The sequence below is a fragment of the Hylemonella sp. GW821-FHT10B10 genome (assembly GCF_059415585.1).
Window position 1 is genome coordinate 653,758 of record NZ_JBWKNN010000002.1, and the last position, 21,560, is coordinate 675,317.

At 60.9% G+C, this 21,560-nt stretch carries 17 protein-coding genes; 1 reads left to right on the forward strand and 16 read right to left on the reverse strand.

The genetic code is table 11. The features are described 5' to 3' along the window. Window positions 1–64 precede the first annotated feature (64 nt). The 15 genes from AC07NT_RS13355 to AC07NT_RS13425 form a co-directional block, all read right to left on the reverse strand. The gene (locus AC07NT_RS13355; protein ID WP_498598558.1) at window positions 65–1,531 is read right to left on the reverse strand and encodes a glutamate synthase subunit beta; all 1,467 of its coding nucleotides are present in this window, start codon (window positions 1,529–1,531) and stop codon (window positions 65–67) included. A gap of 23 nt (window positions 1,532–1,554) precedes the next feature. Next, window positions 1,555–6,324: a glutamate synthase-related protein gene (locus AC07NT_RS13360; protein WP_498598557.1), complete on the reverse strand. Its 4,770-nt coding sequence runs from the start codon at window positions 6,322–6,324 to the stop codon at window positions 1,555–1,557. Between the two features lie 172 nt (window positions 6,325–6,496). Beyond that, a complete protein-coding gene (locus AC07NT_RS13365; RefSeq protein ID WP_498598556.1) occupies window positions 6,497–7,198 on the reverse strand; it encodes an REP-associated tyrosine transposase in 702 nt (233 codons plus the stop codon). Window positions 7,199–7,248: 50 nt separating this feature from the next. Further along, entirely contained in the window at window positions 7,249–7,707 is a 459-nt protein-coding gene (locus AC07NT_RS13370) for an outer membrane lipoprotein (RefSeq protein ID WP_498598555.1), read from the reverse strand. A gap of 50 nt (window positions 7,708–7,757) precedes the next feature. Beyond that, a complete protein-coding gene (locus tag AC07NT_RS13375; RefSeq protein ID WP_498598554.1) occupies window positions 7,758–8,687 on the reverse strand; it encodes a class I SAM-dependent methyltransferase in 930 nt (309 codons plus the stop codon). Next, window positions 8,684–9,304: a DUF1415 domain-containing protein gene (locus tag AC07NT_RS13380; protein WP_498598553.1), complete on the reverse strand. Its 621-nt coding sequence runs from the start codon at window positions 9,302–9,304 to the stop codon at window positions 8,684–8,686. The genes AC07NT_RS13375 and AC07NT_RS13380 overlap by 4 nt, the downstream gene beginning before the upstream one ends. Continuing rightward, window positions 9,301–10,515 carry an MFS transporter gene (locus AC07NT_RS13385; protein ID WP_498598552.1) on the reverse strand — a complete coding sequence of 405 codons (1,215 nt, stop codon included), beginning with the start codon at window positions 10,513–10,515 and terminating at the stop codon, window positions 9,301–9,303. Before AC07NT_RS13385 ends, AC07NT_RS13380 begins: the two co-directional genes overlap by 4 nt. Next, window positions 10,512–11,684 carry a deoxyguanosinetriphosphate triphosphohydrolase gene (locus AC07NT_RS13390; RefSeq protein WP_498598551.1) on the reverse strand — a complete coding sequence of 391 codons (1,173 nt, stop codon included), beginning with the start codon at window positions 11,682–11,684 and terminating at the stop codon, window positions 10,512–10,514. The genes AC07NT_RS13385 and AC07NT_RS13390 overlap by 4 nt, the downstream gene beginning before the upstream one ends. Continuing rightward, window positions 11,662–12,792, reverse strand: a complete 1,131-nt coding sequence (aroB, locus tag AC07NT_RS13395; protein ID WP_498598550.1) for a 3-dehydroquinate synthase — start codon at window positions 12,790–12,792, stop codon at window positions 11,662–11,664. The genes AC07NT_RS13390 and aroB overlap by 23 nt, the downstream gene beginning before the upstream one ends. Before the next feature lie 54 nt (window positions 12,793–12,846). Further along, window positions 12,847–13,368, reverse strand: a complete 522-nt coding sequence (locus tag AC07NT_RS13400) for a shikimate kinase (protein ID WP_498598549.1) — start codon at window positions 13,366–13,368, stop codon at window positions 12,847–12,849. Between the two features lie 21 nt (window positions 13,369–13,389). Then, complete coding sequence (locus AC07NT_RS13405) at window positions 13,390–15,477, reverse strand: type IV pilus secretin PilQ (protein WP_498599157.1); 2,088 nt, start codon at window positions 15,475–15,477, stop codon at window positions 13,390–13,392. 47 nt (window positions 15,478–15,524) lie between these two features. Continuing rightward, window positions 15,525–16,040, reverse strand: a complete 516-nt coding sequence (locus AC07NT_RS13410) for a pilus assembly protein PilP (protein ID WP_498599156.1) — start codon at window positions 16,038–16,040, stop codon at window positions 15,525–15,527. A gap of 26 nt (window positions 16,041–16,066) precedes the next feature. After that, window positions 16,067–16,732, reverse strand: coding sequence for a type IV pilus inner membrane component PilO (locus tag AC07NT_RS13415; RefSeq protein WP_498598548.1), 666 nt, complete (start codon window positions 16,730–16,732; stop codon window positions 16,067–16,069). Window positions 16,733–16,744: 12 nt separating this feature from the next. Next, window positions 16,745–17,395, reverse strand: coding sequence for a PilN domain-containing protein (locus AC07NT_RS13420; RefSeq protein WP_498598547.1), 651 nt, complete (start codon window positions 17,393–17,395; stop codon window positions 16,745–16,747). After that, complete coding sequence (locus tag AC07NT_RS13425; RefSeq protein ID WP_498598546.1) at window positions 17,392–18,471, reverse strand: pilus assembly protein PilM; 1,080 nt, start codon at window positions 18,469–18,471, stop codon at window positions 17,392–17,394. The genes AC07NT_RS13420 and AC07NT_RS13425 overlap by 4 nt, the downstream gene beginning before the upstream one ends. A 267-nt stretch (window positions 18,472–18,738) precedes the next feature. Between AC07NT_RS13425 and AC07NT_RS13430 the strand changes: the two genes are divergently transcribed. Beyond that, on the forward strand, window positions 18,739–21,228 hold the full coding sequence (locus AC07NT_RS13430; protein ID WP_498598545.1) for a penicillin-binding protein 1A: 2,490 nt from the start codon (window positions 18,739–18,741) through the stop codon (window positions 21,226–21,228). Here the strand turns inward: AC07NT_RS13430 and cyaY are convergent, their stop codons facing one another. Then, window positions 21,229–21,558, reverse strand: coding sequence for an iron donor protein CyaY (cyaY, locus tag AC07NT_RS13435; RefSeq protein ID WP_498598544.1), 330 nt, complete (start codon window positions 21,556–21,558; stop codon window positions 21,229–21,231). Window positions 21,559–21,560 lie beyond the last annotated feature (2 nt).

Genomic DNA, 21,560 nt, shown 5'->3' on the forward strand with positions numbered 1-21,560 from the left:
AAAGCCGGCGGGTTCCGGCTTTTGCATCATACGACATAGCGCCCCGATAGCGGAGCAACCCTCCTCAGCGCGGCAAAGTGCTCGCGCCCATCAGGAATTCATCCACCGCGCGCGCCGCCTGGCGGCCCTCACGGATCGCCCACACCACCAAGCTCTGGCCGCGGCGGATATCACCTGCGGCGAAGACCTTGGGAGCGCTGGTGACGTAACCGCCCTGGAAGTCCGTGCTGGCCTTGGCATTGCCACGGCCATCCTTGCTCACGCCAAAAGCGTCCAGAACGGTCGCCACCGGGCTGACGAAGCCCATGGCCAGCAACACCAGATCCGCCTTGTATTCCTTCTCGGTTCCGGGGATCTCGACGAACTTGCCGTCCTTGAACTCAACGTGCACAGTCTTCAGGCCCGTGACCTTGCCGTTCTTGCCCATGAACTCCTTGGTAGAGACGGCAAACTCGCGCGCGCAGCCTTCCTCGTGGCTGGAGCTGGTGCGCAGCTTGAGCGGCCAATAGGGCCAGACCAGGGGCTTGTTCTCTTCTTCGGGTGGCTGAGGCATCACCTCAAACTGGGTCACGCTGGCAGCACCGTGGCGGTTGCTGGTGCCTACGCAGTCCGAGCCCGTATCGCCACCGCCGATCACGATCACGTGCTTGCCCGTGGCCATGATCTGGTCCTTGATCTTGCCGCCTGCGTTGACGCGGTTCTGCATGGGCAGGAACTCCATGGCGAAATGGATGCCATCGAGCTCACGGCCCGGCACGGGCAGGTCACGGGACTGCTCGGCGCCGCCAGCCAGCAGCACTGCGTCGAAATCCTTCTGAAGCTGCGCGGGACTGACCGTTTCCTTGGCCCAGTTGGTGACCTTGGAGTCCTTGGGCAATTCACCCACCATGGTGTTGGTCTTGAACACCACACCCTCGGCTTCCATCTGCTTCACACGGCGGTCGATGTGCGACTTGTCGAACTTGAAGTCAGGAATGCCGAAGCGCAGCAGGCCACCGATGGTGTCGTTCTTCTCGTACACCGTCACCGCATGGCCGGCGCGCGCCAGCTGCTGGGCGGCGGCCATTCCGGCCGGGCCAGAGCCGACGACGGCAATCTTCTTGCCGGTCTTGACGGTGGCCGGCTGCGGCTGGACCCAGCCCTGCGCCCAGGCCTTGTCGATGATGGCGTGCTCGATGGACTTGATACCCACGGCATCGTCGTTGATGTTGAGCGTGCAGGCCGCCTCGCAAGGCGCCGGGCAGACACGACCCGTGAAATCCGGGAAGTTGTTCGTGGAATGCAGCACATCGATCGCGTTCTTCCAGTCGCCTTGGTAGACCAGGTCGTTGAAGTCCGGAATGATGTTGTTGACCGGGCAACCGCTGTTGCAGAAGGGCGTGCCGCAATCCATGCAGCGCGCACCCTGCACTTTGGCCTGCTCGTCGCTCAGGCCGATCACGAATTCCTTGTAGTTCTTGACGCGCTGCGTGACGGGTGCATAACCCTCCTCGACACGCTCGTACTCCATGAAGCCGGTGACTTTACCCATGATGTATTCCTTCGTCCTTCTTCTTACTTCGCCGGAGCGGTTTCTTTCTTGGCTGCAGTCTTGGCCGGAGCGGGCACAGCCTTCTTGGCATTGATCTCGCCCAGAGCGCGCTTGTACTCGTTCGGGAACACCTTCACGAACTTGGCGCGTGCCTCGTTCCAGTGGTCCAGCAGCTCGCGCGCACGCTTGCTGCCCGTCCAGCGGTGGTGGTCTTCCAGCAGCTTCTTGAGCTGGGCCTCGTCGGTCTGATCACGGTGCCAGATCGCGCGCGGGACGCTCTTTTCCTGCTCAGCAGCCGGCAGTACCTTGTCCAGCGACACCATGGCGGTGTTGCAGCGTGCAGCGAACTGGCCGTCTTCGTCGTAGACATAGGCCAGACCACCGCTCATGCCGGCAGCAAAGTTACGGCCGGTTTTGCCCAGCACAGCCACTGTGCCACCCGTCATGTATTCGCAGCCATGGTCACCGGTGCCTTCGACCACAGCATTGGCGCCCGAAAGTCGCACGGCAAAACGCTCGCCGGCCACGCCGCTGAAGAAGGCTTCACCGCTGGTGGCACCGTACATCACGGTGTTGCCGACGATGATGTTGCGCGTGGCTTCGCCACGGAAGTCGATGCTCGGGCGCACCACGATGCGACCACCCGACAGGCCCTTGCCCGTGTAGTCATTGGCGTCACCGATCAGGTAGAGAGTGATGCCGCGCGCGAGGAAGGCGCCGAAGGACTGACCACCCGTACCTTCGAGCTGGATGCGCAGGGTGTCGTCCGCCAGGCCTTCCGGATGCACCTTGGTCAGGGCGCCCGAGAGCATGGCTCCCACGGAACGGTTGACGTTGCGCACCACTTCCATGAACTGGACTTTTTCGCCCTTGTCGATGGCGGCCCTGGATTTTTCGATCAGCACGCGGTCCAGGCTCTTCTCCAGACCATGTTCCTGCTCGGCCACGTGGAAACGGGGCACGCCAGCGGGCACGATAGGCATGGCAAACAGGCGGCTGAAGTCCAGGCCGCGAGCCTTCCAGTGTTCCAGGCCCTTGCGCACGTCCAGCAGGTCGGCGCGGCCGATCATGTCATCGAACTTGCGAATGCCCAGTTGCGCCATGATCTGGCGCACTTCCTCGGCGATGAAGAAGAAGAAGTTCACCACATGCTCGGGCTTGCCCGAGAACTTCTTGCGCAGCACCGGGTCCTGCGTGGCCACGCCCACCGGGCAGGTGTTCAGGTGGCACTTGCGCATCATGATGCAGCCCTCGACCACCAAGGGCGCGGTGGCAAAGCCGAACTCGTCAGCGCCCAGCAGGGCGCCGATAGCCACGTCACGGCCGGTCTTCATCTGGCCGTCGGCCTGCACGCGGATGCGGCCGCGCAGGCGGTTGAGCACCAGGGTCTGCTGGGTCTCGGCCAAGCCAATTTCCCAGGGGCTGCCGGCATGCTTGATAGAGGACCAGGGCGAGGCACCGGTGCCGCCGTCATGGCCGGCAATCACCACGTGATCACTCTTGCACTTGGCCACACCCGCGGCGATGGTTCCCACACCAATCTCAGAGACCAGCTTGACGCTGACGCTGGCGTGCGGCGCCACGTTCTTCAGATCGTGGATCAGCTGGGCCAGGTCTTCGATGGAATAGATGTCGTGGTGCGGCGGCGGGGAGATCAGGCCCACACCCGGCACCGAGTAGCGCAGCTTACCGATGTAGTCCGACACCTTGCCGCCTGGCAGCTGGCCACCCTCGCCCGGCTTGGCACCCTGGGCCATCTTGATCTGGATCTGGTCCGAGCTGGACAGGTATTCGGCCGTGACACCGAAACGGCCCGAGGCCACCTGCTTGATCTTGGAGCGCAGCGAGTCGCCGTCCTGCAGCGGCAGGTCGACTTCAACTTGCGACTCGCCGATCACGCTCTTGAGTGTCTCGCCCTTCTTGATCGGGATGCCTTTGAGTTCCTGGCGGTAACGCGCCGGGTCTTCACCACCCTCGCCCGTGTTGCTCTTGCCGCCAATGCGGTTCATGGCCACGGCCAGTGTGGCATGCGCCTCAGTGGAGATGGACCCCAGCGACATGGCGCCGGTGGCAAAACGCTTCACGATCTCGGCAGCGGGCTCGACTTCCTCGACCGGAATCGCCTTGGCCGGATCGATCTTGAACTCGAACAGGCCGCGCAAGGTCATATGACGCTTGCTCTGGTCATTGATGATCTGCGCGTATTCCTTGTAAGTGCTGAAGTTGTTGGCGCGCGTGCTGTGCTGCAATTTGGCGATCGCATCGGGCGTCCACATGTGCTCTTCACCACGGCTGCGCCAGGCATACTCGCCGCCAGCATCCAGCATCGTGGCCAGCACTGGGTCGTTGCCATAGGCGGCCTTGTGCATGCGCAGTGCTTCTTCGGCCATCTCGAATACGCCGATACCCCCTACGCGGCTGGGCGTGCCAGTGAAGTATTTTTCGATGGTTTCGTTGTTGACGCCGATGGCTTCGAAGAGCTGGGCGCCGCAATAGCTCATATAGGTCGACACGCCCATCTTGGACATGATCTTGGATAGGCCTTTGCCGATGGCCTTGACGTAGTTGTAGATGGCCTTGTCAGCGCTCAGATCACCCGGCAGGTCCTTGTGCATGGCAACCAGGGTCTCCATGGCCAGGTAGGGATGCACAGCCTCGGCGCCGTAGCCGGCCAGCACGGCAAAGTGATGTACCTCACGTGCGGTACCGGTTTCGACGACCAGGCCGGCAGACGTGCGCAGACCCTCGCGCACCAGATGCTGGTGGATGGCGGACAGGGCCAGCAGGGCGGGGATGGCCACTTGAGTAGCGCTGATGGCGCTGTCGCTGATGATCAGGATGTTCCGGCCGCCCTTGATGGCGTCCACGGCCTCGGCGCAGAGCGAGGCCAGCTTGGCCTCCACGCCCTCACGGCCCCAGACCAGCGGGTAGGTGATGTCCAGCGTGTAGCTACGGAATTTTCCCTGCGTGGTGGTTTCGATGTTGCGCAGCTTGGCCATGTCGGTGAAGTCCAGGATGGGCTGGCTCACCTCGAGGCGCATTGGCGGGTTGATCTGGTTGATATCCAGCAGATTCGGCTTGGGGCCGATGAAGGACACCAGGGACATCACGATGGCCTCGCGGATCGGGTCGATCGGCGGGTTGGTCACCTGGGCGAACAGCTGCTTGAAGTAGTTGTACAGCGGCTTGTTCTTGTCCGACAGCACGGCCAGCGGACTGTCGTTGCCCATGGAGCCAATGCCCTCTTCACCGTTCACGGCCATGGGCGCCATCAGGAACTTGATGTCTTCCTGCGTCATGCCGAAAGCCTGCTGGCGGTCCAGCAGGGACGGTGCCACATGCTCCAGGCCCAGGCCGGCCGACTCTGCAACCGCCCCCTTCACCGTGCTCTCGCCCTCACCGGCCACCGGTTGGACCACATCGTCCAGACGGATGCGGAGGTTCTCGATCCACTGCTTGTAGGGCTTGCTGTTGGCGAGGTTGGACTTCAACTCCTCGTCGTCGATCATGCGACCCTGTTCCAGGTCGATCAAGAACATCTTGCCTGGCTGCAAGCGCCATTTACGCACGATCTTGTTCTCCGGCACCGGCAGCACACCGGACTCGGAACCCATGATGACGAGGTCGTCATCGGTGATGCAATAGCGGGAAGGACGCAGGCCGTTGCGGTCGAGCGTGGCGCCGATCTGGCGGCCGTCGGTGAACACGATGGAGGCAGGACCATCCCAGGGTTCCAGCATGGCGGCGTGGTACTCATAGAAAGCCTTGCGGCGCTCGTCCATGGTGGTGTGCTGTTCCCAGGGCTCGGGGATCATCATCATCACGGCCTGGCTGATGGGATAACCCGCCATGGTCAGCAGCTCAAGGCAGTTGTCGAAGGTGGCGGTATCGGACTGGCCGGCGAAGCTGATCGGGTAAAGCTTCTGCAGGTCTTCGCCCAGCACTGGCGAGGACATCACGCCTTCGCGCGCCTTCATCCAGTTGTAGTTGCCCTTGACGGTGTTGATCTCACCGTTGTGCGCGACATAACGATAGGGGTGGGCCAGCGGCCATTCCGGGAAGGTGTTGGTAGAAAAGCGCTGGTGTACCAGGCCCAGGGCCGAGACGCAGCGCTTGTCCTGCAGGTCCAGGTAGTAGGTGCCCACCTGATCGGCCAGCAGCAGGCCCTTGTAGACCACGGTGCGGCTAGACATGCTCGGCACGTAGTATTCTTTACTGTGCTTGAGCTGCAGGTTCTGGATGGCAGCGCTGGCCGTCTTGCGGATCACGAAGAGCTTGCGCTCCAGCGCGTCCTGCACGATCACGTTGCTGCCGCGACCGATGAAGACCTGACGTAGGATGGGTTCCTTCTCGCGCACGGTGGGCGACATGGGCATCTCGCGATTGACCGGCACATCGCGCCAGCCCAGCAACACCTGGCCTTCGGCCTTGATGGCACGCTCCATCTCCTGCTCACAGGCCAGGCGAGAGGCATGCTCCTTGGGCAGAAAGATCATGCCCACGCCGTACTCACCCGGCGGCGGCAGGGCCACCCCCAGTTTGGCCATCTCCTCGCGGTACAGCGTGTCAGGCAGCTGGATCAGTATCCCCGCACCGTCGCCCATCAGCTTGTCGGCGCCCACTGCACCCCGGTGGTCCAGGTTTTCGAGGATCTTGAGTGCGCCCTGCACAATGTCATGGCTCTTGTGGCCCTTGATATGCGCCACGAAACCCACGCCACAGGCGTCATGTTCGTTGGTGCTTGAATACAAACCGTTTTCTTGGAGATGCTTAATCTCGGCAGCCGTGGTCATGGCGCACTCCTAAATATTTCGCAGGGGTCATGAGCATAGTGCAGCGCAACAATATTTCCAAGAAGAATAATAAGGGTCAGATTCCAATTATTTGTTGATTTTTTTGTTCAACAAATAATTGGGGACATATTAACCACGACAGATATCCGCTCCGCCCCACCCTGGTTAGCGCTTAATCGGCGCCGGTCTTGGGAGTAACAGGACGCCCCGGACTCGCCTTGCTGAGCCGGCGCTCGGTCTTTTTTTGCAACATGGCCAGGAAATCCGGGTTACCCAGCACCCAGCCCCGCAAGGCCGACTCCGTCAAAGCCTGCTGCTGTGGCAAGGAGGGCCCTTCTTGCACCAGCCTTGCATAGGCCGCCTCGCGGGCGAAAGGCGTGTTGCCGAGTTCCCAGTACAGGGGGTGGGGGCTGACCAGACGATCTACCCGCAAACCTGCGTAGTGCGCATGGCTGGACCAGGGAAAGTCGCGCGCCTGCGTAACCAGGCCGGCACGTACGGGGTTCAGATCGATATAGGCCATGCAGGCCAGCAGATAGCTGTCAGCCTCGATCAGAGTAGACCGGTAGCGCCCCTCCCACAGGGTACCGCTGCGTCCATGCACGTCATTGAAGTAGCGCACGTAACGACGCCCGACGGACTGCATCAGACGGGACAAGCCTTCACTGGTCTGTGGCGTCAGCAGCAGATGGAAATGGTTGTCCATCAACACGTAGGCATGGACCGCCACCTCATACTGGCGCGCGTGATCCTCCAGCAGCTCCAGCATGCCCAGGCGATCGGCATCCTTCAGAAAAATCGCCTGGCGGTTATTGCCACGCTGGATGACGTGGTGCGGATAGCCGGGGATGCTGAGTCGGGGAAGACGGGCCATGATGGTGCGGAACAGTGGTCCGCACCATCATAAGTTGAATCTGACCCTGATTAAAGCTTGGGCGCCTTGGCGATGCGCACCTTGCCGCTGCTGGTGATCAGGATCACGGCGTCACCCGGTTGGAACATCTCTTCCCCCTTGCCCTGCACCAGCGCCCGACGCTCCCCGTTCTTGAGCTGAACGAGGATTTCATAAGCTTCTTCGCGCGTGCCCGCCCGCTCAATGACGTTACCCGCCACGGCGCCGGCAGCCGCGCCAAGAATACCGATGACCTGCGCCTGAGGCTGGCTGTTGCCGGAACCATATCCGGCAATGCCACCAACAACCCCACCGGCCGCAGCACCCACGCCCGACTGACTACCCTCCACGGTTACCGGGCGCACCGACAGTACCACCGCGTCCACCACGGTGGACAGACGCTGGGCGTCGCCCCGCTGGATCACATCCGGGCTGCTGCTGGCACAGCCAGTGAGCACCAGCGCCAGACCCCAAAACCAAATTTTCTTCATGATTCCATCCTCAATAAAAATGTCATGCCAACACGGGCACGGCCGTACCTTCAAGCAACGTCGGCCGGCACCGGCGGTTGACCCTCAGGCAAACGAAAGCGGCTTTGCACCAGGGCTGTCAAACCAAATTCCTCCAGGATCGCCTGCAGGCGCTGTGCCGCAGCACGCTTGCGCTGCCCAGTATGGCGCGCAATGATGAGTTCATTCTTGAGACTGTGTTCCCAACCCACGAGTTCCGTCACCGTCACCTGATAGCCCATGGCTTCCAAGTAAAGACAGCGCAAGACGTTGGTAATCTGGCTGCCCAATTCACGGGTATGGAGAGGATGGCGCCACAGCTCGGCCAGCGGGGTGCGCGACAAGGACAAGGCCTTGCCTGAGTTCAAAGCCCGCGCCACCTCGGCCTGGCAGCAGGGCACCAGCACCATGTAGCGCGCCTGCTTCTGCAGGCCGAAGGCAATGGCGTCGTCGGTGGCCGTGTCGCAGGCGTGCAAAGCCGTCACGATGTCTATGCGTGCGGGCAACTCCTGGGCCTGCATGGACTCGGTCACGCTGAGATTGAGAAAGGACATGCGCGCAAAGTCCAGCCGCTGCGCCAGCTCGCGCGACTTCTGCACCAGATCCGGACGGGTTTCGATGCCGAAGACATGCCCGCTCGACAGCTGTTTGAAAAACAGGTCGTAGATGATGAAACCCAGATAGGACTTGCCGGCACCGTGGTCGGCCAAAGTGATACCAGTTGGGGACGATGCCGCGTCCGTGCGCTGCACCTGCAACTCCTGCAGCAACTCCTCGATGAATCGGAAAAGGTGGTAGACCTGCTTGAGTTTGCGACGCGAGTCCTGGTTGAGCTTGCCTTCCCGCGTGAGGATGTGCAATTCCTTGAGCAGCTCGATCGACTGCCCGGGACGAATCTCAGGCGCCAAGGGCACCGCAGGCACATTGCCCGGCTTGCGCTCTGCGCGCTCGGCGTGTTTCATGTTTCATCTCCGCTTGCGTCGTCATGCTGGCCACTATCAACATGACGGCGTATCTCCATTGCATCCCAACCCGTCTGTCCCATCTGCTGCAGCACTTGCATGTTTCTCTCATAAATGGCCTCGGCCTGGGGAAAGGCCTCGACGGCGCGATCAATGCTGGCTTCACGCAAAAGATGCAGGGTCGGATAAGGCGCGCGGTTGGTGTAGTTGGTGATGTCGTCGCGGTCGGTACCGGCAAACTGGTACTGGGGATGGAAGCTGGCAATCTGCAGTTCGCCCAACAGCCCAAGCTCAGCCAGTATCCCATCCGCTTGCGCGAGGAAGACATTGAAATCAAGGAAATCATCAAAATGCAGCGGCAGCACCAGCAGGGTGGTGTCGCGCTGCATAGGGTCACTCTCTTGCAGAGATTGCAGCTCGCGCGCGAGTTCGCTGAGCACAGCTTCGTCGCCGCGTGCGCCGCTCACATGCCAGTGGATCTGGCCCTTGATGTGCACACTTTTGGCAAAGGGACAGAGATTGAGTCCGATCACGGCCCGCTCCAGCCAGTGCCGCATGTCGCGCAGGACCACTTCGCCCAGCTCTTGCGGCACTTCTCCCACGTGAGGCCCACTCATACGTGACTCCTGCGTCCAAGTTGCCTGGCCAACACCAGCCCGATGAGAGCGAAGGTCCCGGTCACAGCCCATGTCAGGTGCCAGCCCCCGACGCCGCTGGCCACCCAGGCCACCAGGGGCGGTCCGGCAAACTGGCCCAAGGAAGACCATTGCTGCATCCAGCCAACCGTGGTGGATACCGTGCCCTCCCCGGGCGCCAGGCGCACAGCCAGCGAAAACAGGGTGCCGGGAATCATGCCGCCCACCATCGAAAACAACAAGACGGCCACAAAACGGAGCACAGGCGGCAGGGCTAGCCCACCCGGCGACAAAGGATAGGTCCCGAAAGCCAGCAGCGTGCCCAGCCCCATCACACCAAAGCCCACATACAACAAGACCTGCGGCCGCACACCGCGCCCCAGCAAACGACCCGAGGCAATATTGCCCACCATATTGACGGCTGCCACCAAGGCGGTCAGAACGGCGCTGATGCCGCCAGCCACGCCGGCCTGCGCATAGATGGTGGGCAGGAAACCGATCACCGCCAGCCATTGGCCCGAGTACACGGCAAAACTCAACGCCACAAGCCAGGGTCCAGGAGCCCCTAGCGTAAGCCGCAGGCGATGAGTCCAACCCTGCTTGGGCGGCCCCTCCTTCGTCTCGACTGCGCGCGGAGTGTCCGGGGGTACGGCCCGCCAAACCCAGACAGCAATAGCCAGTGTCAGTACAGCGAGTACCCACCACCAGCACTCCCAGCCATACAGGGTGATGAGCAACGGGCCGCACAAAAGGGCACTGGCGGTTCCCAGAGGCATATAGGCCCCCCAGAGTCCCAGCATGGCGCTCACGCGCTCGGGCCGCACCAGATGGCGGATAAGGCTGGGAGCGGGCATGGAAACGAGCAAGAACCCCAGGCCCTCCACCGCGCGCAAGACCAGCAGGGTCTGAACATCACGCGCCCAACCGCCCAGCAGCGACGCTACCGAGAGCAAGAACAGACCACCGAGCATGCTGCGCCTGAGCCCCATGCCGTCGGCCGTGAGCCCCACCGCCAACCCCAAGGTCATCCCCGCCAGTTGCACAAGGGACAGCAGAAAACCCGCCTGCACCAGTGTCACGCCCAAGGCCTCCCCCAGAGCGGGCAACGCCGGCGAAAGCTTACCGACATGCAGGGCCGCGGCCACGCCAGCGGCAATCACAACCAGAACCGGAGATACCAGCTCGCGCTTCATAGCCACAGCTTCTTGCCGGTCAACCGCTCATGTTCCTTGCCGGCAAAGCGGTCGGTCATGCCGGCGATGTAGTCTGCGACGACCCGCCGCATGGCGCCCTTGGCATCCGGTTTTTCCTGTGCTGCTTGGGCGCGAGCAGCATGGCCAGCTTGCATCTCTTGCGGCGCATGGCCGTAGCACTCGAACAACTCCTGGATGACCTGCCGTGCCAGGCCTGTGGTCTGCATCACCTGAGGGTGGCGATACAAGTTCTGGAAAAGAAATTTCTTCAGCAGCACCGAACGCTCACGCATGGCTGAACTGAAGCTCATCAGCGAGGGCAGTTGCCGGACCGCATCCGCGCTCCCGGGACGGGCGCACTCCAACGCTGAGCGCGTCGCCTCGATCACGTCATAGACCTGCGCACTCAGCATGCGGCGGATGGTCTCGTAAAGCAAGCGCCGGCCCGCACTGGCCTGCTCCAGACCGGGATATTCACGCACAGCCTGCTGGCGATAGTCTTCAAACAGGGGTACCTCCCTGAGCTGGTCCAGGGTGATCAGGCCTGAGCGCACGCCGTCGTCAATATCGTGGGCGTTGTAGGCGATTTCGTCGGCCAGATTGCACAACTGAGCTTCCAGGCTGGGCTGGGTTCGCATCAGAAAGCGCGAACCCACGCCGCCGGGTTCCATTGTCTCGATCTGTTCGGCATTCGCACGCGAACAGTGTTTGAGGATGCCTTCGCGAGTTTCAAAGGTTAGGTTCAGCCCATCGAACGCCGGGTAGCGTTCTTCCAGTTGATCGACCACTCGCAGGCTTTGCAGGTTGTGCTCGAAGCCGCCATGTCCAGCCATGCATTCATTCAACGCATCCTGCCCGACATGGCCGTAGGGTGTATGCCCGAGGTCGTGGGCCAGGGCAATCGCTTCGACCAAGTCTTCGTTCAGCCCCAAGGAACGCGCAATGGACCGCCCCAGTTGCGCCACCTCCAGGGAATGCGTCATCCGGGTACGGAAGAGATCGCCTTCATGGTTCAGGAAAACCTGTGTCTTGTAGACCAGGCGGCGAAAGGCTGTCGAATGGACGATGCGATCACGGTCCCGCTGGTACTCGGTACGCGTGGGTGCAGCCTGCTCTGGGTACTTACGCCCGCGCGTGCGGACAGGATCACTGGCGTAGACAGCAAGCATCGATGACCTCGCGCACCAACGCGTCGGGCGCCCCGCGCACGCCGGCACGACCTGCAGCTTCGATCACGACAAAACGGATTTCACCCGACTCGGCCTTCTTGTCTACACGCATCAGCTCCAAGTAACGTCCGGCATTGTCGTGGGCATCCAGCACCGGGCCTTGCGCGGGCAAGCCAGCCCGTGCGATCAGCTCTCGGAGACGAAGAACGAAAGCGCGGTCGACCAGACCGAGTCGCTCCGACAAGGTGGCCGCCATCACCATGCCGCAACCGACAGCCTCACCATGCAACCAGGCGCCATAGCCCAAGCCCGCCTCGATGGCATGTCCAAAGGTATGGCCGAAGTTCAGGATGGCACGCAGGCCGGCTTCGCGCTCGTCCTGCCCCACCACCCAGGCCTTGATTTCACAACTGCGTCGAACCGCATGTGCCAGGGCTGACGGGCTCCGCGCTCGCAAGGCTTCCATGTTCTGCTCCAGCCAGGCGAGCAACTCCATATCGGCGATAGGCCCGTACTTGATGACCTCGGCCAGACCGGCACTGAGCTCCCTCTCTGGCAGGGTCCTGAGAGTGTCAAGATCGCAGATCACCCGTTGCGGCTGATAGAAGGCACCGATCATGTTCTTGCCCTGGGGGTGATTGATCGCCGTCTTCCCCCCGACCGAGGAATCTACCTGCGCCAGCAAGGTGGTTGGCACTTGGACAAAAGGCACACCTCGCATATAGCTGGCGGCAGCAAAGCCCGTCATATCCCCCACCACACCGCCGCCCAGCGCATACAGGACGGTCTTGCGGTCACAGGCCTGCGCCAGCAGGGCATCAAAAATGAGGTTCAGGGTCAACCAATCCTTGTGCGACTCGCCATCTGGCAGCTCAACCACGTGGATCTGCCCGTAATGGGCCTGCAGGGCATGCTTCAACGTCTCCACATAGAGCGGTGCCACTGTGGTGTTGCTGACGATCAAAGCCTGCGCTGCGCGTGGCAGGCCGGCATAGCTGCCGGCCTGTGCCAGCAGCCCGCTGCCTATGAGAATGGGATAACTGCGCTCGGCAAGGTCGATGCGCACCTGCGTCGGTGCCGGGTTGGCGAAATCGGTACTGGTTGACATGCCCCGAGTTTAGAACACCGCCTGAAAACCAGTCTTATCCCCAGGCGAGGACCGTCAACGTTGCGTTACAACACCCGCCAGTTCCAGTTGCATGACGATCATGTTGACCAGAGTGGCAACTGAGGGTCGCCCGGTATCGATCACAAAATGCGCGGTCTCCCTGTAGAGCGGATCGCGCACGGCATACAGATCGCGCAGTCGCTGCATGGGATCACCAACCTGAAGGAGCGGTCGCTGCGTATCGTGGCGCAGGCGCCGATACAGCTCTTCGGGCGTGGATTTAAGGTACACCACCTTGCCACGAGCATGCAGATGCTCTCGATTGCTTTTGCGTAGTACGGCCCCGCCACCCGTAGACAGAACGCCGGATTGCAGGGTGAGATCGCTCAGGACCTGCTCTTCGATGTCACGAAAACGCTCTTCCCCTTCACGCTCGAAGAACTCGCGGATCGGGCAGCCGATGCGCTGCTCGATCACATGGTCGGCATCCGTGAAGGGCAATTGCAAACGTCGGGCCAATTGCCGCCCGACGGTGGACTTGCCCGAGCCGGGCAAGCCGATGAGACTGATAGACAAGAGACCGCCTCGACCCCGTTGTCAGCGCAGGGAGGTGCGATCTGTCAGAGTCTTGGGCGTGATAAAGACCAGCATTTCCTGCTTATTCGACGTCGTGGCTTTGTTGCGGAACAACATGCCGATGCCTGGCAGATCACCCAGGAAAGGTACCTTGGTCGTATCGTCACGCTCGACCTGTGTGAAGATACCGCCGATTACCACCGTCCCTCCATTCTCAACCAAGACCTGAGTCTTCACATGCTTGGTGTCGATGGCATAACCGGCCGGTGTGGACTGCCCAACGGTATCCTTGTTGATGTCGAGCTCCAGAATCACGTTGCCCTCGGGCGTGATCTGCGGCGTCACTTCCAGCATCAGATTGGCCTTGCGGAACGCAATCGAAGTAGCGCCACTGGCAGATGCCACCTGGTATGGCAATTCCGTACCCTGTTCGATCACCGCCTTGACCTTATCTGCTGTCACGACACGCGGGCTGGAAACCACCTTGCCCTTACCATCGGCTTCCAATGCGGAGATTTCCAGATTGAGGAAGCGCGCAGCATTCTCGCCGAAAATGGATACAGCGAAAGTGGCAGCGTTGAAACCACCGGCTCCGGTAGACGGTAGATTGACAAAAGTACCGGAAGTTGTGCCCGCCGAAGCGGCGTTGTAACTCGGTCCGAACTGGACACCTGCGCCGCTGGAGTCCGTTGCACGGTTCATGCCGCCACCCAGCCTGACACCCAGCGACTTGCCAAAGGTATCGGATGCTTCAACGATCCGTGCCTCTATCAACACCTGACGCACCGGAATATCAAGCTTGGCAATAAGGTCCTGTACCTGTTCCAACTTGCTGCCGATATCAGTCACGAACAACTGATTAGTCCGTGGCTCGGCTATGGCGCTCCCTCTGGTGCTCAAGATGCGGCCACTGGCCGCTGACCCGGCTGCAACAGGAGCGGCACCCGCAACTACCCCTCCCATGAGTTGCCGAGCCACGTCCACAGCCTTGGCGTAGTTGAGCTGGAACGATTGTGTGCGCACAGGTTCTAATGTCTCAAGTGCGGCATTGGCTTCACGCTCAAGCCTTTCCTTGGCGACAATTTCATCTTTCGGCGCAATCCACAGCACATTGCCGTTCTTGCGCAATCCCAGCCCCTTGGACTGCAAGATGATGTCCAGTGCCTGATCCCATGGCACATCCTGCAAGCGCAAAGTCACAGTACCGCTCACCGAATCGGATGTCACGACGTTGAAATTGGTGAAATCTGCAATGACCTGCAGCAGCGCGCGGATCTCAATGTTCTGGAAATTCAGCGACAATTTCTGTCCGTTATAACCTTGACCTTGGGTCAACTTAGCGGGATCGACTCGTTGCGGCTTGACCTCCACCACAAACTGATCGTCACTCTGGTAAGCGCTGTGCTCCCAAGCGCCCTTGGGTTCGATCACCATACGCACGCGATCACCTACCTGGAAGGCAGTCACTGTTTGCACTGGCGTGCCGAAATCGGTCACATCAAGCTTGCGACGCAAGCCTTCAGGAAGACTGGATTTCATAAACTCCACTACAAGCGTCTGCCCGCTTTGCCGAATATCTACGCCCACTTGGCTATTCGGCAAGGCCACGACCACACGGCCCGAGCCGCTCACACCGCGGCGAAAATCAAGATCCTTGATGGGCAGAGTTTCTCGGCTCTTGGCTTCAGCAAACGTGGGGGCGGGAGTCACAGGTGCCGAGCTTGCTGCCACCGGATCCAGAGTGATCAGCAGAGACTTACCTTGCAACTCGGCCTTGTAATTGGTCGCCTGCTTCAGATTCAGCACGACACGGGTGCGGTCCCCAGCAGGAATGAGGTTGACCGAACGCAAATTGCCCTGGTTGACATCAACCGTTGAACGTCCCATGGCGTTGCCCACACCCGGGAAATCCAGTGCAATCTTGGCAGGGGACTTGATGGAAAATCCATTGGGCACGGCAGTCAAGGGCTGGGACAGGTCTATCTTGACCACCTCCGCCCCACTCTGCAAGGAGCCAGTTACGGCTTCAATGATCGGTTGGGCAGAAGCCGTCGACGCCGCCGGCACGTCCGTGCCGGCCGTCTGCGCCAGCGCCGAAATACCCAACATCGCCACAATCGTCGCACCAACCCAGCGCGCCCACATACTTTGATTTTTCATTTAACTTTCTCCTGCAACTGCAGTGTGGCGGGACGCTCGATCCACTCGCCCACGGCGTCTTGCACAATTTCGCGCAAGATGACTTCGGTCTCCGTGATTTTGGTCACGCGCCCATAGTTCATGCCCAGATAGCTGCCCAGACGAACCTGGTAAAGCAAACGATCGACACGGATCAGGGCGGCCGGCTGACTCTCCTGGATCAGGCTCCCCACCATGGCCATGGTATCCAAGGGAAAGCTTTCCAGAGCCTCCTTGCGACGCGCCAGTTCCGGAGCAATCAGGGCACTGGTGATCGTGGCAGGCTGAACCACGTCGCGCTTAAGGGCCGACGTCAATTTGTCCTTGCTGAAGGGATCGACGGTAGCCGTATCCACGTAATTCTCGGGTTTGTACGGTTTGGGTTCCGAAATGGGCGGAACTTTCGGCCGCATCTGGTTGCGCTGTTCCGACATCCAGGCGCGCAGTTCGTCCTCACTGGAGGCACCGCAACCCGCCAGCACCAAGACCGCCATCAGCAAGGGGAAAGACCGTATCAGCCTCATTTCTTGCCCCCTGCGGGCTTGCGCTGCGCCGCAATTTCATCCTTGTCGAGATAACGGAAGGTTTTAGCTGTTGCGTCCATGACCAGTGTTCCGCCGGTACCAGGCAGTACTGTCAGATTGTTCAGCGTCACGATACGTGAAAGGTGCGCGATATCGGAGGTGAACGAACCCATATCATGAAAGCGCCCGGTCACCTTGATGGCAATCGGCAACTCGGCGTAATAGTCACGTACCACCACCGCGCCAGGTCTGAAGAGGTCAAACTGCAGGCTGCGCCCCAAGCCCGCCTGGTTGATATCCGACAGCAGCGCATCCATTTCGGCCTTGCTGGGCAACTGCTTTTCCAGCTGGGTCACATACTGCAGCACCTGTTCACGCTGCTTGCGCAAGGCATCCAGGTTGATGGCCTTGGCCAGTCTGGTCTTGTATTCACCGCGCAGCCTCACTTCTTTTTCGCGCGCCTGGGTCAGGATATCGTCCTCACCACTGAGCCAGACGAACCAGAGCACCACGACAACCGCCACGGCGATGGCCAGAAACAGGCCGTACCGCGGCAACGCTGGCCAGACGACCGGATTGCGCGGGTCCAGATTGCTGAACTGGGACTGCAGTGTTTCCTTAAGCTGCGCGAACTTCAGGCTTGGGGATGGTGTGCTTGCCATATCAAATTCCCCTTAAGGCTTGGCCGGCTGCGGAGCCGCTGCCGTGGGGACCGTTGTGTCAGCCTGCGGCGACGAGGCAGCAGATGCTGGAGGTTTTTGCACCTCACTCGCACGCAGCATGCGTACGCGCATGGTGAAATTGGCTACTCGCCTCTGGTCTTTGCCTAGGGCCACGTTGGCTGCAACAATCTCAATCAACTCCGGCTTGGAAAACCAGGGGGAATGGTAGGCCAGGTTACGCAGCAACTCCGAGACCCGCTCATTGGATTGCGCCGTCCCCTGCAGGGTGATCAACTGGTTGTCCTGGCGCATGCTGGTGATGTACACGCCTTCGGGAAACTGGCGCGTCAACTCGGTCAACAGCTGTACTGGCATATTGCGATCGGCCTGCAGGTTTTCCACTGCCTGCTGGCGGGCGCGCAAGGCAGCGATCTCCGCCTCAAGCGCAGCAATGTCCTTGATCTGGTCATCCAGCTTCTTGATTTCCTGGTCGAGAAGGGTATTGAGCCCATCCTGCGAAGAGATCTGGCCTTGGAGCCACAAGAAGATAATGCCCGCAAGCAGACCTCCAGCCAGGGCCGAAGCGCCCAACGAAACGTTGAAAACATCCTGTCGCTTTTTGCGCGCGGCCTCGCGGTGAGGCAGCAGGTTGATCAGTATCACTGCAGGAACCTCCGCATCGCCAGACCACAGGACGTCAGATAGGACGGCGCCTCACGGGTCATCTTCTTGAGACGCACCCCATCACCGATCTCCATGCCGTCAAACGGATTGACCAGACTGCAGGGGAAACTCAGTTGCTGCGTCACGGCGTCAGTCAGCCCGGAGAGGGCAGCCGCCCCACCCGCCAACATGATGTAGTCCACTTTGTGGTGCGGCGTACTGGTGAAGAAAAACTGCAAGGCACGCCCGATTTCCTGAACCATGCTCTCGATGAAGGGACGCAAGACACTGCTTTCGTAGTCCTCGGGCAGCTCGCCGCTGCGCTTCTTGGACTCAGCCTCCTCCAGAGAAAAGCCATATTGGCGCACGATCAACTGGGTCAGCTGGGCGCCACCGAAAGCCTGATCACGCTCATACAGCACTTCGTCATCCCGTATGACCTGCATGCTGGTGGTCAAGGCCCCCACTTCGAACAAGGCCACGATGGCACCCACCCCTTGTTCAGGCAAATTGGCAATCAGACGCTTGGCCGCGAGGCGGGAGGCGTAAGACTCGACATCGACGATGACAGGCTTGAGACCGGCCGATTCGGCCAGACCCTGGATGTCCTGGACCTTCTCTCGCCGCGAAGCAGCGATCAGCACATCAATGTCGCCGGTTGCAGTGGCGCTCGGCCCGATGACACAGAAGTCCAGACTCACTTCCTCCAAGGGGAAGGGAATGTACTGGTTGGCCTCAGCCTCCACCTGCATCTCAAGCTCGACCTCGCTCATGCCACCCGGCAAGACGATCTTCTTGGTAATCACGGCGGAAGGCGGCAGGGCCATGGCCACGTTCTTGGTCTTCGTGCCGCTCTTCTTGACCAGGCGACGCACAGCCTCGGCCACTTCATCGAACTTCTCGATGTTGCCGTCCGTGATCCAGCCACGCTCAAGCGGCTCGATCGCGCAACGATCAAGCACATACTGACCAGCTTTGTTCTGGCTCAACTCGACCAGCTTGACACTGGAAGAACTGACATCCAAACCCAGCATGGGCTCAGGCTGGCGACTGAACAAGGATCCCAATGAGATCAAGAGCATCCCCTGAAAGAAACCGGCGACAGGCCGGCAAACTTATGAATTCACTTGAATGCTAGCAGTTAGGTCCTTGTCCTGCAAAGGATTTTTCCCGTTCTTGCACTTTTGGACGTTGTCAAAAGCAGACGCTTTGTATGCGTTTGCAACGGCCAGGAAACAGGCCTTACATCTGCGGGGGATGGTTGCCATGCCAATAAAAATAGATATGCCCCCTTGGAGAGGGCTCAGATTTTTATAATGCTGACGCGACCTTACAAAGATTTTATGCCCCCTGATTCCCCCTCCGAGTCCAACGCCTCTCCCAGCCCTGATGGCATGAAATCCCCCCGCTCCGCCGCCGTGCGCCGGCTCCTGCGCATCGGCCTGTGGACCGGCGGCGTTGCGCTGGCTGGCCTGGTCTCGGTCATGATCATCGTGTCCATCGCCATGGCGCTGGCGTATCCGAATCTCCCGGATATCTCCGACCTGTCGGAATACCGCCCCAAGCTGCCGCTGCGGATCTTTTCGGTCGAAGGCGACCTGATCGGCGAATTCGGCGAAGAGCGCCGCAACTTCACACCCATCAAGGCCATCCCCCAGGCCCTCACCGACGCGGTCCTGGCGATCGAGGATGCGCGCTTCTTCCAGCATGGCGGCGTGGATTACGTGGGCGTGGTCCGCGCCGGACTGGCCAACGTCGGCCGGGCCAAGAGCCAGGGTGCCTCCACGATCACGATGCAGGTGGCACGCAATGTCTATCTGTCGTCCGAGAAGACTTTCTCGCGCAAGATCTACGAGATCCTGCTGACCTTCAAGCTGGAACACCTGCTGACGAAGGACCAGATCCTCGAGATCTACATGAACCAGATCTACCTGGGCAACCGGGCCTACGGTTTCGCCGCAGCAGCAGAAACCTATTTCGGCAAGCCGCTCAAGGACATCTCGATCGCCGAAGCCGCCATGCTGGCCGGCCTGCCCAAGGCGCCGTCGGCCTACAACCCCATCAGCAATCCCAAGCGCGCCCGTAGCCGACAGCTCTACATCATTGACCGCATGCTGGACAACGGCTTCATCACAGCCGAAGAAGCGGAAACCGCCAGGAAGCAGGAGTTGCGGATCAAATCGGCAGGCAGCAGTGCTGGCGGTGGTCATGGCCCGACACGCAGCCACGCCGAATTCGTGTCTGAGATGGTGCGCCAGTTGATCTTTGCCCAGTACGGCGAGGAAACCTATACACGCGGCCTCAACGTTTACACCACGATACGCTCCAACGACCAAGAGGTCGCCTACCAGGCCCTGCGCCAGGGCATCATGGAGTTCGAGCGCCGCCAAGCCTACAGGGGCCCCGAGAAGTTCGTCACGCTGCCCGAGAAAGCCACAGAGCTGGAAGACGCCGTCGATGATGCCCTGGACGAGCACCCCGATAACGGTGATTTGCTGGCAGCCATGGTGCTTGAAGCCAACCCCCGCAAGGTCATGGCCATGCGCCGCGGTGGAGAAATCCTCGAAATCACCGGTGAAGGGCTACGCATCGCCCAGCCCGGCCTGCAGCCGCGCGCCGGCCCCAAGCTCAAGATCCGTCGTGGCGCCATCATCCGGGTCATGAAAACGGCGAAGAACACCTGGGAAATCCTGCAGTTGCCAGAGGTCGAGGGTGCCTTCGTCTCCCTGGATCCGCGCAACGGCTCCATCAAGGCCCTGGTCGGCGGCTTCGACTTCGAGAAGAACAAGTTCAACCACGTCACCCAGGCCTGGCGCCAGCCCGGCTCCAGCTTCAAGCCCTTCATCTACTCGGCTGCGCTGGAAAAGGGCTTCACCCCGGCCACCGTGGTCAACGACGCCCCGCTGTTCTTCGAACCCGAACTGACCGGCGGCCAGCCATGGGAGCCCAAGAACTACGACGGGGCCTTCGAAGGTCCCATGCCCCTGCGACGCGGCCTGGCCAAGTCGAAAAACATGGTTTCGATCCGCGTGCTGGACGCCATCGGCGCCCGCTACGCCCAGGGATGGGTCGCCCAGTTCGGCTTCGAAGCCGAGAAACACCCTCCTTACCTGACCATGGCGCTGGGCGCAGGCTCGGTCACGCCCATGCAAATGGCCACTGCCTATTCGGTGTTCGCCAACGGCGGCTACCGTATCAACCCCTGGATGATCAGCAAGATCACCGAGCAAAAAGGCAAGGTGCTGGCCCAGTCTAAACCCGTGGTGCCTGATGAATCCATGCGCGCGATCGAAGCACGCAATGCCTTTGTGATGTCGACCATGTTGCAGGAAGTCATGCGCACCGGCACGGGAAGCCGGGCCCAGGCCACGCTCAAACGCCCCGATATCTACGGCAAGACCGGCACCACAAATGACTCCATGGATGCCTGGTTCGCTGGCTACCAGCCCACGCTCACAGCAGTCACATGGATCGGCTACGACACTCCACGCAAACTGGGCGACCGCGAAACCGGCGGCGGCCTGAGCCTGCCCGTCTGGATCAACTACATGGAGCACGCCTTGCGCGACGTCCCGGTCCTGGAGCTGGCGGCGCCCGAAGGTGTGGTGCAAGCCGGTATCGACTGGATGTATGCCGAACACGCCAAGGATGGTGGTGTGCTGTCACTGGGCCTGGACGACACCCCTGCTGTCATGCCCCCACCCGGAGGCATCCTGCCGGCGCCCCCGCCTCCCACAGCGCCCCTGCCGCCCCCCACAGTAGCGCCCCCCGCTCAGGCACCCACCCCGCCTGCCGAAGAAAAACTGCGCATCCTCGACCTGTTCAAGAACTGATCAGGCGGAAAACGTCAGCTTCGCGCCCGCCTGTTCGCTTGCATAGCGCGACAGGCTGGTGAAGAACTCACCCTGCCCCTTGGTGTCGAGCCATAGCCGGCCGTCGAACTTGTAGTGGTAGCCGCCCGAACGGGCCGCCAGCCAGATCTCATGTAACGGTTTCTGCAGGTTCACCACGATCTGGCTGTGGTCACGAAACACCAGAGTCACCATGCCGCCAACGCGCTGGTTGTCGATGTCGGCGTCGCTCTCATCGTTGATGCGGTCGCAGCAGCCTTCGATGGCGCGCAGAACGCTCTCGGCACGGTCCATGAATTCGGTGTCGGTCATTA

Bases quoted from the DNA above. Each gene is read 5' to 3' on its own strand.
- AC07NT_RS13355 (WP_498598558.1), bottom strand. From the start codon at position 1,531: ATGGGTAAAGTCACCGGCTTCATGGAGTACGAGCGTGTCGAGGAGGGT.
- AC07NT_RS13360 (WP_498598557.1), bottom strand. From the start codon at position 6,324: ATGACCACGGCTGCCGAGATTAAGCATCTCCAAGAAAACGGTTTGTAT.
- AC07NT_RS13365 (WP_498598556.1), bottom strand. From the start codon at position 7,198: ATGGCCCGTCTTCCCCGACTCAGCATCCCCGGCTATCCGCACCACGTC.
- AC07NT_RS13370 (WP_498598555.1), bottom strand. From the start codon at position 7,707: ATGAAGAAAATTTGGTTTTGGGGTCTGGCGCTGGTGCTCACTGGCTGT.
- AC07NT_RS13375 (WP_498598554.1), bottom strand. From the start codon at position 8,687: ATGAAACACGCCGAGCGCGCAGAGCGCAAGCCGGGCAATGTGCCTGCG.
- AC07NT_RS13380 (WP_498598553.1), bottom strand. From the start codon at position 9,304: ATGAGTGGGCCTCACGTGGGAGAAGTGCCGCAAGAGCTGGGCGAAGTG.
- AC07NT_RS13385 (WP_498598552.1), bottom strand. From the start codon at position 10,515: ATGAAGCGCGAGCTGGTATCTCCGGTTCTGGTTGTGATTGCCGCTGGC.
- AC07NT_RS13390 (WP_498598551.1), bottom strand. From the start codon at position 11,684: ATGCTTGCTGTCTACGCCAGTGATCCTGTCCGCACGCGCGGGCGTAAG.
- aroB (WP_498598550.1), bottom strand. From the start codon at position 12,792: ATGTCAACCAGTACCGATTTCGCCAACCCGGCACCGACGCAGGTGCGC.
- AC07NT_RS13405 (WP_498599157.1), bottom strand. From the start codon at position 15,477: ATGTTGGGTATTTCGGCGCTGGCGCAGACGGCCGGCACGGACGTGCCG.
- AC07NT_RS13410 (WP_498599156.1), bottom strand. From the start codon at position 16,040: ATGGCGGTCTTGGTGCTGGCGGGTTGCGGTGCCTCCAGTGAGGACGAA.
- AC07NT_RS13415 (WP_498598548.1), bottom strand. From the start codon at position 16,732: ATGGCAAGCACACCATCCCCAAGCCTGAAGTTCGCGCAGCTTAAGGAA.
- AC07NT_RS13430 (WP_498598545.1), top strand. From the start codon at position 18,739: ATGCCCCCTGATTCCCCCTCCGAGTCCAACGCCTCTCCCAGCCCTGAT.
- cyaY (WP_498598544.1), bottom strand. From the start codon at position 21,558: ATGACCGACACCGAATTCATGGACCGTGCCGAGAGCGTTCTGCGCGCC.